Below are 13639 nucleotides of genomic sequence, written 5' to 3' on the forward strand. Positions count from 1 at the left end.
AGTACCCTTGCGGCCTCGACCAGCCTGAGACTCATACCGTGCCCGATCACCACGCCTTTCATCTGCGCCAGGCCTGCCATGCCATTCGCGCCGGCGGCGTTATCGCCTACCCGACCGAGGGCGTTTGGGGGCTGGGCTGTGATCCGGACAACGCTCAGGCGGTGTACCGCATTCTGGCCATCAAAGACCGGCCGATGGATAAAGGCCTGATTCTGATCGGTGCCGACTGGCAACAATTGCGCCCCTGGTTAGCACCGCTGAGTACCGACCAGGAACAGCAAATTCAGGCCAGCTGGCCCGGCCCGGTCACCTGGGTGGTGCCGCATAACGGCCATTTGCCGGTATGGCTGACCGGCGGTCGCGATACGCTGGCGGTACGGGTTTCCGGCCACCCATTAGCGCGGCGTCTGTGTCAGCGGCTGGGCAAACCTCTGGTTTCGACCAGCGCTAACCGATCCGGCCAAGCGGCCATTACCGAACAACGACAAGTGCGTTGGCAACTGGGCGCTGAGCTGGATGCCATCCTCCCCGGCCGCGTGCAGACGCCCGGCCAGAGCAGCCGCATCCTCGATCTGAACAGCGGTTCCACGCTCAGACCTTAATTGCATTCACGAGGCCTTCCCGCCATGTCCCAAGCCTTCGACATTGACCCCGTCCGCAACTATTTACTCGATCTGCAGGATCGCATTTGTCAGGCCTTGGCAGCCGAAGATGGTAGCGCCGCCTTTACGGAGGAAAACTGGCAGCGGCCGGCCGGTGGTGGCGGTCGTTCAAGAGTGTTGCAGGATGGCCCGGTGCTGGAAAAAGCCGGCGTCGGTTTCAGCCATGTGATGGGCGATCAGATGCCGCCCAGCGCCACTGCCAATCGGCCTGAACTGGCCGGTTGCCATTGGCAGGCGATGGGCGTTTCGCTGGTTATCCACCCGCGCAATCCGTTCGCGCCCACCTCACACGCCAATGTGCGCTTTTTCGTGGCTGAGAAAGAGGGCATGGAACCGGTCTGGTGGTTTGGCGGTGGTTATGACCTCACGCCCTACTACGGTTTCGTCGATGATTGCCGCCACTGGCATGGCGTTGCTCAGGCGGCCTGCGCGTCCTTTGGCGATGACGTCTATCCGCGCTACAAAAGCTGGTGCGATGATTACTTCTACATTCCACATCGCCAGGAAGCGCGCGGCATCGGCGGATTGTTTTTCGATGACCTGAACGAGGGCAGTTTCGATCAGTGCTTTGGGTTGATGCGTGCGGTCGGCGATTCCTATCTGGATGCCTACTTGCCCATACTGGCACGGCGCAAAGACACGCCTTACAGCGATCAACAGCGCGACTGGCAGGAAATCCGTCGCGGCCGTTACGCCGAATTCAATCTGGTGATCGATCGCGGCACTCACTTTGGCCTTCAATCCAACGGCCGCACCGAATCGATTTTGATGTCATTACCACCCCGAGTGCAGTGGCGCTACGGCCACGAACCCGAAGCCGGCAGCGAGGAAGCACGCCTGCTCAGCGACTTCCTGCCACCGCGCGACTGGCTGAACGCCTAATAGTGAACCACTAGCGCGACAGCAGGTGTTCCAGGTCGGAGCTATCGACCAGCGGATCATCCAGATCCACCACGATCCGCGAGTGGGCTAACACCCAGGCCCGACCGCTGATGTTGGAATGCAGTGCAGCATAAGAACCGACGTTGTCTGCGCCCATGACCGTGCCAATAAAGCGATTACCGCGCGGGGAAATGGTCTCCAGTGACTGGCCTTCGGCAATCTCGCCGCGACTGGCCATCAACGCCAGACGCGCCGAAGTTCCAGTACCCGTCGGACTGCGACAAATCACCCCCGGATGCACATAGGTCGCCGACGGCGATTCCCAACGGCCGTCACCCAAGGGCCGCACTGGCCCCATAAAATGCGCAAAAGGCAGCGGCCCGACATCGCCAAGATCCGGATGTTCCTGCAGCAAACCCGGGCGCGCGGCGCGCACAAAGGCATCACCAAAGGCGGTCAGTGCAATCTCTTCTTCGCCACTGAGATTAAAGCCGTATTCAGTCGCATCGATCAGCGCGAAATAGGCGCCACTCCACACCAGATCAAAATCGACCCTGCCGTAATGCGGCACCTCAACGCTCAACCCCTGTTGCGCTACATAGGCCGGTTCGCCCTGAGTGGTCACCGATTCCACTCGGCCATTCACCACCCGCGCCTGCACCCGAGCCAAGCCGGCTGGCGATTCCAGCACCACCGTCTGATCGCCTTCGCGCATCTCGATGGCTCCACTTTGCAACAAGGCCGTGGCAGTGCACAGGGTGTTGGAGCCGGAGTACATCGGATAACCCATGGCTTCCATAATGATGTACCCGGCCTGAGCTTCGGGGTGACTCGGTTCGACGATCAGATCGACCGACATGGCCGGATCGCCATAGGGTTCGGACAACAACAACCGCCGCAGGCCATCACCTTCACGTTGCAGATAGCGCGCTTTCTCCAGCACCGACGCGCCTGGCAAGGGTTCGATGCCGGTAAAGACTATGCGACTGACATCGCCGCCGGCCTGGGTATCGATTAATTCTAGTGTTCGTTCACGACTTTCTATATTTCGCTCACGGCTGCCCATAGCGCGCTCCTTCGGTATCCCAATGCCGATCCGGTACCACCACCAGCTTGCCGATGTAAGTTTTGCTGATAAAGGTGCGCTGTGCCTCGTGAAAATCCGACAGTTTGAAGGTGCGGTCGAGCAGCGGTTTGATTTGACCGTTTTCGATATAACGCACCAGTCGACGGAAATCAGTCCGCGTGCCCTGAGACGAACCGTGTAACTGCAATTGCTTGAGGTACATAGTGCGCAAATCTAGCTCGACCACTGGCCCGCCGATGGCACCGGCGGTGGTGTAACGCCCCTCCGGCCGTAGAATGCGCAGCAGATCGTTGAACATTGAACCGGCAACCAGATCGGCCACCACATCAATAGGCGCGCCAACCACCGATTCGACCTCAGCAACCAGGTCCGGTGTGTCGCGCAGAATCACCGCTTCGGCGCCAATCTCTTTCAGCGCCGCCTCTTTACCCGCGCTGGAAACCGCATAAGGAATAGCGCCCCGTACGCGCGCCAATTGAATGATAGCTGAGCCGACGCCGCCGGAAGCACCGGTGACCAACACCCGCTCGCCCTGGCTTAACTGAGCGCGTTCGAGCATCTGTTCAGCGGTCAGATAAGCGCAGCAGAAAGTCGCCAGCTCGGCATCGCTCAAGGGCGCGGTGATTTCATAAGCATTGGCCGATGGCACGCTTTGATACTCGGCATAACCACCGTCGCGACCGTGGCCGATGTAATCAATGTCCGCCAGACTGTCATCGCCTTCGGGTCGGTTATAGATGCTGAAATCGACCATCACCCGTTGACCGATGCGCTCCTCCGGCACGCCATCTCCCACAGCCACAACGCGACCCACGCTGTCGGTTCCCTGAATGCGCGGGAAGCTGAGCGTCGAGCGTCCGCGTCGCCAGGTCGATACCGAATTAGGATCGGTCTCGCTGCCATAAGCGCCTTCGCGCACCCAGACATCGGTGTTGTTCATGCCGCAGGCCGTCACTTCGATCAGCACTTCACCGGCCGCCGGTTGCGGCGTAGCGACATCATCGCGATAGTGCAATTGATCCAGGCCGCCATGGCCCACCAACTGCACCGCTTTCATTTGCGTTGGTATCTGCGTCATGGATTGGCATCCTCGTTAGCGTCTTAGCACCAAAAGAGGCGCGGCTGACTGCATCAGCTGCGCCTCCACCTGAAAACCGTAAAAGACGTCGCCAGAGAACCGAACGGCGGCGACCTTATTGCTCGCTAGATAACTGTCGCTATACAACCAAAGTCGGACAGTGCGCCAGACTGGCCACCCGATGCGACACACTGCCGAGCAACATGCCGTCTTTATCACTATGGGTACCGTGGGTTCCCAGTACGATCAGATCAACCGCCTTATCGCGGGCAAAGTTGACGATGGTCTTGGACGGCCGGCCACCTTTCACAAAACCACGCACCTGAGTCGCGCCCTGTTCTTTGGCGTGATGCTTGGCTTGCTCGACCACTTCACGGGCGTATTCGTTCAATGCCTGATCGGGAATCTGAATTTCCTGCGGCCGCACCATCGACAGCGATGCCTCAAACAAACTGTGATGTTTGAAAACGCACAACAACAGAATTTCGGCCTCGGTCAGGCTCTGCATTTCAATGGCGGTATTGAGCGCATTCAGGGCCGCTCGGGAACCATCCACCGCGACCAGTATTTTTTTAAACATGGCGACTTCCTTTGCCTGAGAATCAAGGATCAATCAGCGAAGGCGACGTCTCTGAGAAACAGCGCAATCTGCGGAAAAGCGATCAACAAACCGGCGGCCGCAACGAGCATAAAAATAAAGGGTGGCGTGCCGCGGATGACCTCCCAGTAAGGCCGTTTAAAAATGGCAATGGCGGTAAAAATATCGCAGCCAAACGGCGGCGTAGCTGAGCCAATGGCAACCTGCAAGGTGATCAGAATACCGACGTGCACCGGGTCCAATCCGGTGGCGGCAATGGAAGGCGCGAAGATGGGTGTCAGCACCAGAATAACGACGATCGGATCGACGAACATACAGGCAATAAAGAACGCCACACAGATGGAAATCAGCACACCCGTCGGACCCATTTCACTGATGCCGACCGCTTCCATAATAGTTTGCGGAATCTGCGCGAAGGAGATGATCCAGGAAAATCCATTACCGACGCCGACCAGAATAAAGACCACCGCCGTGATCAGACCGGTTGATTTGGCGATGCGATAAATGTCGGGAATTTTCAGTGAACGAAACACCACAAATTCCAGGAAGAAGGCATAGAGCACACAGACAGCCGCCGCCTCGGTCGGGCTGAAAATACCGCCATAAATCCCGCCGACAATGATGACCGGGAAGAACAGCGGCCAAATGGCTTTAAGCACCGCATTGCCACGCTCAGCCCAGCTGGCTTTCGGCTCAGTCGGTACCTTGTTGATGTAGGCGTAGAGCAAGCAGTACAGCGAGAACATCAGCAGGATCAGCAGCCCCGGACCAATGCCGGCGATAAAGAGTTCGGCAATAGAAGTCTCAGAGATAACACCGTAAATGATCATGCCGATACTGGGTGGAATCAAAAAGGCGATGTCACTGGAATTAATGATCAGGGCGAGCGTAAAGGGGTCGGAATAACCCGCTTTAAGCATCTTCGGCCGCAGCGGCGAACCCACGGCCACCACCGTGGCCTGAGTGGAACCAGAGACTGCACCAAAGAGCGTGCAGGACGCCGCCGTACTTACCGCAAGACCACCTTTAATATGACCGATAAAGGCCATGACCATATTGATCAAACGGTCGGCCGACTGGCCGCGCGTCATGATGTCGGCGGCGAGAATAAACATCGGCACAGCGATCAGCGAGGCCGGGCGAATGCCGCCCATCATTTGCTGGATAAAAGTATCCATCTGGCCGAAGCCATCGAACATCATAAAGAAGCCCACCAAAGCCGCGGTGGTCAACGGAATCATCATCGGAAAGCCGAGCAACAGCAGCACGACCATTATCAACATCAGGGTGGTTGCCATGGTGTCATCCTTCTCGCAGTGGTCGTTGGCTCAGACTTCGGATTCGGTATCGGCGTAGCCGTCCAGCACGCCGGTGGACAAATAGACGTCCTTGGCGCGCAGATTGGTAATGGCGGTTAGGAAATATTGAATGCCGGTGACGGCCAGTCCGATCGGCACCCAGACATAAATAATCCAGATGGGGAATTGCAGTGCTGGCAGAACCCGACCGCGCTCGAAGGTATCGAGGATGTAGATCATGGCGAAATAGCACAGGAAAAACATAACGGCGGCGGTAAAGAGAGAGATAACAATCATGACGATTTTGCGGCCTTTATGGGGCAGCAAATCGTAGATGGCTGACATGCGGATATGGCGACCGTGGCGCGCCGCATAACCGATGCCGGCAAAGGTGATCATAATGATCAGGATGCGATTGATTTCGCCGGAAAAAAACAGCCCTTCGGAAAACAGATAACGGGCAATGACATTCACACAGGTATTGATGGCCATCAGAATGACACCCAGCGCGAGAATAACGGCTTCGACCTTACTAATGGCCAGGTCAATCTTGCCTAGAAAACCCGGTAGGGCAGACTGGTAGGATTCAGGGGCGTTTTCTGTCATCGCTTATGCTCCATGTAATGGCAGCACATTGATATGGCTGTTCAGCCGCTCAATGCGCAATGCCTGCTTATGATCACCCCGAAAGGAGGCAACCGGCACGCTGGTGCGTGCCGGTTAAACCGAGTTACATCTGAGCTTCTTCAAGATCTTCCTGGAATTGCTCCAGCAGATCGCGACCGCTGGCACCGGTCATCTCGATAAAGGCTTCTTCAACCTGAGGCGCACGTTCTTTGAAGGCGTCAATTTGCGCATCACTCAAACGAACCACATTCACTTCGTCGCTGTCCGCCTGGATGTTTTCCAGCGATTGTTCAGCCAGGCCATCGATGTGTTCGATGATCTGATTGAAGGCATAATTGGACGCATCCTGAACCAGTTGTTTGTCTTCATCGGACAGATCATCGTAGAAGTCCTGGTTGGCCATCATGGCGGTGGTGAACCAGCCGTGCTTGGTGAAAATCAGGTTCGGGGAGACTTCATAGAGGCCGCCGGATTCAATCCAGAAAATCGGGTTTTCCTGACCCTGAATCATGTTGGTCTGTAAGGCACCGTAGACTTCACCCCAAGGCAAAGGCGTCGGTGTAGCACCAAAAGCTTCGTAGGTTTCCGACAACAGCGGGTTGGTCATGGTACGGATTTTCTTGCCATCAAAATCCGCTGGCGTGGTGACCGGCTCATCGACGGTGACCACCATTTCGCCTTCCGGATACATCTTCAGCAATTCCAGACCTTGCTCGGCATAGAGCTCGGGAAAGTCTTCGTTAATGGCTTCGCTGTCGCGGAAGAACTGCACCACGGTGTCGAAGTCCGTTGGCAACAGATAGGGAATAAAGAAGATCTGCGCTTCCGGAATCAGCGAGCCGGTAAAGCCGGGTGACTGGTTAACGAATTGCAGAATGCCGTTTTGCGTCTGCTCCATGATGTCGTCGGATTCACCCAACTCACCGAAGCGATACACCTGAACGGTGTGGTCAGAATTGTCTTCGATGTACTCCTTGAAATCGTACGCAAAGACATCCTGAACATCGCCTTCGTATTCTTCATGGGCATAGCGCCAAGTATCAGCCATGGCCAGGCTGGCGGTCGTCATTGTCGCCAGAGCAACGCCTGTCAGCTTGATCAGAGCAGGGGTGTTTTTCATCTCGTTAACCTCCGTGGGCTGTCGACCTTGAAAGCAAGGCTCGACCGTTGATGTTGGTCACCGATTTGAGTAACGCCGACACATGCTTGAACCAGCACAGCGCCTCAAAATCCTTTAGAGCTGTATGAGAATGGCAAAAGGATTTAGTAAAGGCAAGACGAAGATGACGGCTTGATGACTGCTCCGAACAGTCATAGAAACCGCCCGAACCAGAGGCTTTCTAACTAAGCGGAGCGTTACAAAAGTTAGCATTTAATGCAGTTATAACCAGCAAATCCGGCTGTATAGCGACAATTTAGTAAGGTCCCTAAAGGTCTTCCTGTGCGCCAACCCAGACCGAAGCAGCCGGCGAAAAAGACAGCTCATTGATATTTTTGTGCTCAAATCAATAAGTTATAACACTAATCATTTTTGTGAACGAAGATTCTAACTTCGCGAGACTCAAGGGTTTTAATTTCACCCCTAAAAAATGAAATCCAGGGAAGCTGAGGTTATATGGCCCAACCAAAATACCGAAAACAACCAAATGGCAGGTGCGTTTCCGGTGTGAATGTGCAAGATAGATGTTGAGTAACAAACACAGGCAGCAGTATGGCCATGGCACGACTATTCCAACCTAACAATCAGCGCATCAACCCAGATTCAGATAGGTTGCTTCCCGGCGATCATCTATGGGTACGTCGCTCCGGTTACAGCCATCACGGCCTCTATGTCGGCGAGGGGCTGGTTGTGCACTACGCTGGCTGGGTCGAGGGATTTCAGGCCGGGCCCTTGGCGGAAACCAGTCTGGCCGAGTTCTGCGACGGTCGCACGCTGCACCGCCGCGACCATGGCGAACGCCATTTCACGCGCGAACAAGCGGTAGCCCGGGCCCGTAGCCGCCTGGGCGAAAACCGCTACAACGTCCACGCCAATAACTGCGAACACTTCTGTTACTGGGCCATCAACGGCGACCATCACAGCCGGCAGATGGATTGGGTCGACCTGGGATTGGGGCTGTTGCACCCGGGTCTTGAGGCGACACGCAAAACCCTGGGTCGCGATTTCCAACCCGATGCTCGGCAACGCTTGTCGCCCATTCTCGGTCAGCTGGCGTTGGATTGGGGCGTTAAATCGGCCGCTCGCTGGGCAATCGGGCCTTATGGTCTGGCGGTTTATGCGACCTATCGGGTGGGTCGTGGCTGGTGGGGGCGCCAGCGTCAAAAGCGCGCTCTGGTTCGACGCAAAATCGACCTCAAAAGTCCGCTGACAGAGCACGACCCCAGCGTCTAAATTGCGTATCATCTATGCCTTGCTGGCACCGCCTCCAACTGCCCTGACCCTAGCAACCAGGACCCATTCATGTCTGTTGATCGCACCACCGCTTTGAATTTCGTTAACGTCCTGCACGAGGCTCTGCCCTATCTGCAGCGCTTCCAGGGAGCGACGGTGGTGATCAAATACGGCGGCAACGCCATGGTCGACGAGACCTTAAAAGCCAGCTTTGCGCGTGACATCGTGCTGCTGAAAACCGTCGGCATTAACCCGGTGGTGGTGCATGGCGGCGGTCCGCAAATCGGTGACCTGCTGCAGCGACTGAATATAGAAAGCCGCTTTGAGTCGGGCATGAGGGTCACCACCAGCGAAACCATGGATGTGGTCGAAATGGTGCTCGGCGGTCTGGTCAATAAAGAGATCGTTAACCTGATCAACCAGGCGGGCGGCCAGGCGTTCGGCATTACCGGCAAAGACGGCCATACCATTCAGGCGCGGCAGTTAAAAGTCACTCGGCGCACGCCCGATCTGCAAAAATCCGAGATCATCGACATCGGTCATGTCGGTGAAGTGGAAAAAGTCGATACCCGTCTGATCCGGCTGATGACCGATGGCGGTTATATCCCGGTCGTCGCCCCCATTGGCGTTGGTTCTGATGGTGCTTCTTACAACATCAATGCGGACCTGGTCGCGGGCAAACTGGCCGAAGTGCTGGGTGCAGAAAAGCTCATTCTATTGACCAACATCGCCGGTCTTCAGGACAAAGAAGGCAAGGTTCTGACCGGGCTGGATACCGCTCAAGTCGATGCCCTGATCGCCGATGGCACCATTCACGGCGGCATGCTGCCCAAAATCCGTTGCGCGCTCGACGCCATTGCCGCCGGCGTCACCAGTGCGCATATCATCGATGGCCGTGTCGCCCATGCCACCTTGCTGGAAATTTTCTCGCATCGCGGCGTGGGTACTTTGATCAGCAACCAGACGGACGCCCAATGACCGCTACCTTGCCTACCGAATCACTGTCGCGCCGCGACCAGATCCTGCAAGCCCTGGCCCACATGCTGGAAACCAGTCCGGGCCAGCCGATCACCACAGCGCGCCTGGCCAAGGTGGTCGGCGTTTCCGAAGCGGCGTTGTACCGACACTTCCCGAGCAAGGCGAAGATGTTTGAAGGATTGATCGAGTTTATCGAAGACACGCTGTTTTCCCGCGTCAGCCGCATCCTCGAAGAAGAACGCAACGCCATTCCTCAGTGCGAAGCTTTGCTGACGCTGTTACTGGCCTTTGCCGAACGCAATCCGGGCATGTGCCGTATTCTGATTGGTGATGCATTGGCCGGTGAAGTTGAACGATTGCGATCGCGCGTGGCCCAGGTATTTGATCGACTGGAAACGCAATTGAAACAAATCATCCGCGAAGCAGAAATTCGCGAAGGTTTGAAATCGACGCTGACGGCGTCGCAAGCGGCTAACTTTATGCTGGCGCTGGCAGAAGGACGTATCAATCAATTTGTGCGCAGCGAATTCCGCCGCAAACCCACCGATGACTGGACGCCGCAATGGCGTGTTGCGGTTGAAGCCGTTTTTCGCAAGGCATGAATCCGAACAGAGATTGGGACTGATTTACGCTTCAGCTATACTCCCGGCACACCCAACAAAAATCGCACTTCATGGACGCCTGGATCAGCCACTACCAAACGCTGCCCACTGACGGCGAACGCGATGCCTTCTTTAAAGGTTTGGTGCGTCACTACGCCGAATTATTCGACGCCACCGACAGCGGTTATCTGCTGCTCGACGCCGATCAGTCTGTGCTCGCCTGGAACGATACCACCGAAAAACTGCTCGGCCATCAGCCCGTCAAGGGCGAACCCATGCCCAAGCCAGGCGACTTATTTGAACTGGATGACGGCGCCTTTGATGCTGGCGAACTGATCCTCAACGTGCTCAACACTCAACAAACGCAGCAACAAGCCTGGCAGTTACGACGTGAAGGTGAGCCACACTGGATACGACTAACCATGCTGCCGGTGATGCTGGCCGATTGCCGGCAGGTGCTGGTAATTGTCAAAGATATCAGTGCCGAAAAGCGCCTGGAGGCCAACTTCCAGGCACAGCAAGCTGCGCTCGACGATGCCCGGGTGCGCGACCCTCTCACCGGCCTGCACAACCGCCGCTTTATGCTTGAGCAACTCGATCGCCTCAACGCTCAGGCCAAACGTTATGGCAATACGTTTTCGCTGGCGTTAATCGACCTGGATCACTTCAAGAGCGTCAACGATACCTACGGACACCAAGCGGCCGATCGGGTGCTGTGTTCACTCGCGGATTTAATTCGTGATGATCTGCGTGACGCCGATATCAGCGCCCGCTATGGCGAAGAAGAATTTATGGTGTTGTTGCCGGAAACCAATGTTGAAGATGCGGTGAATACCATCAACCGTCTGCGCCAACGCTTTACCGAAAGTCGTGTCGACGGCATCAAGCGCTCACTAACGTTAAGCGCTGGCGTGATGAGTTGGGAACCCGGTTTGTCGCTGGAACAATTGATCTTCAAAACCGACCAGCGTCTGGCGATGGCCAAGTACGCGGGTCGTAATCAGGTGTGCGGCGAGCTTTAGCTGTTGGTTGAAGTATCGTCGTCGACCTCGGTCAGCGCTTTGAAATCCTTCAGTCGGCGCAGACCTTTAAAGGACGCATCGGTCCGCGCTTCGTCGCGATAAGACGGCGCCAGCCCGATGGCTTTCTCCAGATACTCCAGCGCCACTTTCACGTCACTTTGCTGAGCGTAGGCGCACGCCATCTGGTAGTAAGCATGAGCGTGTTCCGGATCGATATCCAATGCCTGCTCACTGAGACTGATCGCCCATTTAGTTTCATCCAATTCCAGAGCAGCATCGGCTTTATAAGTCAGGGCTTCGGTATCGAAAGGTCGCAGCGTCAGAATCTGATCGTAGATCTGAATTTTGCTCTGCGCGCTGGTTTCCTGACTGGCACGTAACCACAACGAATGAATCTCGTTGGTCTTCTCAATTTCTTCGCGGTTTTCCTCAATAACCTGAGTTTTTTCCTTGAGGTTTTGCTCCAACGCCTTTAGCCGTTTTTCATAAGACGACACCAGCTTGGTGACTTCTCGATCGGCATAGGTGTGGGCTTTTTCTTTAATATCGCGAATGTTGGCGTAACCGACCACCACCAGCAGTGATGACACACCGGCGATCAAATAGAAGAAATAGGTAATAGTGTCGATGGAATAGGTGACCGACTGAGTCGCCAGTTCCAGCTGTTTGGCGTTGAGTTTGTCGGAATACTCAACGCGGAAATTCATCATCTCCTGACGCAACGACCGCACTTCATCGAGCAGATAACGTTCGATAAAGGGGTTATACATCGGCTCATCGAGATTCTCGATGGTCTGGGCGACATCGTTGTCGCTATAAAGGTCAGAGGCGGTGGGAGCGTTGTCAGACTGCTCACCCCAGGCCGGGGTGAGCAGCATTACCAGCATCAGCCCAATCAGGCTACGCATTCGGCTTTATCCTGTTTCGCGGGTTCGATCAAAGAGCCGTGCAAAATTCGCAGTGCGGCTTCGTATTGATCGTCTTCCACGACCACGCGGATGTCAACCTGACGCATGCCTTGGTGAATGGCAAGAACACTGATCTTGTTATCGGCCAAGGCGTTACTCAGCTTGGCCAGAATGCCTGGCACATTCATATCGCTACCAATTACCGACACCATGGCCACCTTGCGGCTGGAAATATCGGCACCCGGATAGTAGCGCTCCAGTCGTGACTTGATGCGCTTAACCACTTTCAAACCGGTATCCAGATAGAGCGTCACGGTGTTCGCGTTATGCTCTTTGGCCAACAGCGGTACGTCGAAATCCTGCACCAGTTTCTGGATTTCCAGAATGTGGTTCGGCTCGCCGACGATGTCCTGATCGAAGACATCAATGGCAAAGATGTGCGGCTTGCCGGCAACGATTTCGACCGCCGGTTGTTCACTGCGGTAATCGTTGGTGATCAGGGTGCCATCGTGATACGGCTCGAAGGTGTTTTTCACCCGCAGCGCGATGCCTTTCTGACGCAAACCTTTGGCCGCTTTGGGGTGGATCGCTTCCATACCAATCAACGACAACTGGTCAGCCACATCGTAGTTGGTACGACCAATCGGCATCACCTTGTCGGCACCCACCACTTTCGGGTCAGCGGTTGAAAGGTGATATTCCTTATGAATCACCGCTTCGCGCGCGTCCGTCAGCTCAGCAATTTTCGAGAAGGTGATTTCGCTGTAGCCACGATCGAAAGTTTTCATCAAACCTTCTTTGCACTGGGTGTAACCGGTGACGATCGGCATTTCCTGGCTCAGATCGAACTTGCTGAAGATGCGATGAATTTTCTCATCCATCATCTGATTGTCCGGTTCACGCCAGCCAGTCAGATCGACAAAGCGGGCGTTAATGCCTTCAGCCTGCAACAACAAAGCGGTGTTAAAAGCGGAGTGCGCTTCACCAACACCGGCGAGCATTTCACGCACGGTCGCCAGGTGTTCTTCAATCTGGAAATGACCGTAAGAACAGACGCGCTGCAAGTCGAGCAGGCACGAACGAATGCCTTCCATGCGCTCGGTAATAAACTGGTCGGCCTGCTTACGTGAATGCGGCAAGTCAAACATCTCGGCATTCACTTCACGCATCGCCTTGGCGGCGTCCGTGAGGCGCTCACTCCACTGCCAATCGGAATCGTTGTTGGCAAAAAGTGCATAAACGCCCGGTTCCTTGGATTTTTTATGCTCCAACAGATGGTTGGTGATGCCGCCGTACGCCGACACCACAAAGATGCGCTGATATAAGTCGGCCGGATCGCGGTCTACCTGGACGATGTTGTCCCGGACCGCTTTGTAGTCACTCATCGACGTACCGCCGATTTTTTCGACCGTATGGTTCGCCATGGGGGTGTTACCTCCTTCGGCTCCAAGGCTTAGCGACCGGCGGCGAGCCGGTGCGGCTTTGGACCTGCTTTGATTGTGATT

The 13639-nt window shown here is 55.6% G+C and carries 14 protein-coding genes; 6 read left to right on the top strand and 8 right to left on the bottom strand.

What is annotated here, in order from left to right; all coding sequences use genetic code 11:
• Positions 1–38 precede the first annotated feature (38 nt).
• Together tsaC and hemF are read left to right on the top strand one after the other, a co-directional pair.
• A complete protein-coding gene (gene tsaC / locus ACXAE6_RS05175) occupies positions 39–602 on the top strand; it encodes an L-threonylcarbamoyladenylate synthase type 1 TsaC (RefSeq protein ID WP_475145355.1) in 564 nt (187 codons plus the stop codon).
• Positions 603–626: 24 nt separating this feature from the next.
• The gene (gene hemF / locus ACXAE6_RS05180) at positions 627–1544 is read left to right on the top strand and encodes an oxygen-dependent coproporphyrinogen oxidase (RefSeq protein WP_475145357.1); all 918 of its coding nucleotides are present in this window, start codon (positions 627–629) and stop codon (positions 1542–1544) included.
• A 10-nt stretch (positions 1545–1554) separates the two neighbouring features.
• Here the strand turns inward: hemF and ACXAE6_RS05185 are convergent, their stop codons facing one another.
• The 6 genes from ACXAE6_RS05185 to ACXAE6_RS05210 all read right to left on the bottom strand — a co-directional run bounded on the left by ACXAE6_RS05185 (position 1555) and on the right by ACXAE6_RS05210 (position 7301).
• On the bottom strand, positions 1555–2610 hold the full coding sequence (locus tag ACXAE6_RS05185) for a proline racemase family protein (RefSeq protein WP_475145359.1): 1056 nt from the start codon (positions 2608–2610) through the stop codon (positions 1555–1557).
• The gene (locus ACXAE6_RS05190) at positions 2597–3709 is read right to left on the bottom strand and encodes an alcohol dehydrogenase family protein (protein ID WP_475145361.1); all 1113 of its coding nucleotides are present in this window, start codon (positions 3707–3709) and stop codon (positions 2597–2599) included. The genes ACXAE6_RS05185 and ACXAE6_RS05190 overlap by 14 nt, the downstream gene beginning before the upstream one ends.
• Before the next feature lie 139 nt (positions 3710–3848).
• Entirely contained in the window at positions 3849–4289 is a 441-nt protein-coding gene (locus ACXAE6_RS05195) for a universal stress protein (protein ID WP_475145363.1), read from the bottom strand.
• Positions 4290–4318: 29 nt separating this feature from the next.
• Positions 4319–5605, bottom strand: coding sequence for a TRAP transporter large permease (locus tag ACXAE6_RS05200; RefSeq protein ID WP_475145365.1), 1287 nt, complete (start codon positions 5603–5605; stop codon positions 4319–4321).
• Positions 5606–5635: 30 nt separating this feature from the next.
• The gene (locus ACXAE6_RS05205) at positions 5636–6211 is read right to left on the bottom strand and encodes a TRAP transporter small permease (RefSeq protein ID WP_475145367.1); all 576 of its coding nucleotides are present in this window, start codon (positions 6209–6211) and stop codon (positions 5636–5638) included.
• A gap of 124 nt (positions 6212–6335) precedes the next feature.
• The gene (locus tag ACXAE6_RS05210) at positions 6336–7301 is read right to left on the bottom strand and encodes a TRAP transporter substrate-binding protein (RefSeq protein WP_475151706.1); all 966 of its coding nucleotides are present in this window, start codon (positions 7299–7301) and stop codon (positions 6336–6338) included.
• Between the two features lie 648 nt (positions 7302–7949).
• Here ACXAE6_RS05210 and ACXAE6_RS05215 point away from each other — a divergent pair.
• The 4 genes from ACXAE6_RS05215 to ACXAE6_RS05230 all read left to right on the top strand — a co-directional run bounded on the left by ACXAE6_RS05215 (position 7950) and on the right by ACXAE6_RS05230 (position 11226).
• Positions 7950–8624, top strand: coding sequence for a lecithin retinol acyltransferase family protein (locus ACXAE6_RS05215; protein ID WP_475145369.1), 675 nt, complete (start codon positions 7950–7952; stop codon positions 8622–8624).
• Between the two features lie 69 nt (positions 8625–8693).
• Positions 8694–9602, top strand: a complete 909-nt coding sequence (gene argB, locus ACXAE6_RS05220; RefSeq protein ID WP_475145371.1) for an acetylglutamate kinase — start codon at positions 8694–8696, stop codon at positions 9600–9602.
• Positions 9599–10204: a nucleoid occlusion factor SlmA gene (gene slmA / locus ACXAE6_RS05225; protein ID WP_392797802.1), complete on the top strand. Its 606-nt coding sequence runs from the start codon at positions 9599–9601 to the stop codon at positions 10202–10204. The genes argB and slmA overlap by 4 nt, the downstream gene beginning before the upstream one ends.
• 71 nt (positions 10205–10275) lie before the next feature.
• A complete protein-coding gene (locus ACXAE6_RS05230) occupies positions 10276–11226 on the top strand; it encodes a GGDEF domain-containing protein (RefSeq protein WP_475145373.1) in 951 nt (316 codons plus the stop codon).
• Here ACXAE6_RS05230 and ACXAE6_RS05235 read toward each other — a convergent pair.
• Positions 11223–12134, bottom strand: a complete 912-nt coding sequence (locus ACXAE6_RS05235; protein ID WP_475145375.1) for a TPR end-of-group domain-containing protein — start codon at positions 12132–12134, stop codon at positions 11223–11225. The genes ACXAE6_RS05230 and ACXAE6_RS05235 overlap by 4 nt on opposite strands.
• Positions 12122–13558, bottom strand: coding sequence for an aspartate kinase (locus ACXAE6_RS05240; protein ID WP_475145377.1), 1437 nt, complete (start codon positions 13556–13558; stop codon positions 12122–12124). Before ACXAE6_RS05240 ends, ACXAE6_RS05235 begins: the two co-directional genes overlap by 13 nt.
• Positions 13559–13639: the final 81 nt, after the last annotated feature.

The organism is Saccharospirillum sp. ABV4_185, from assembly GCF_056159245.1.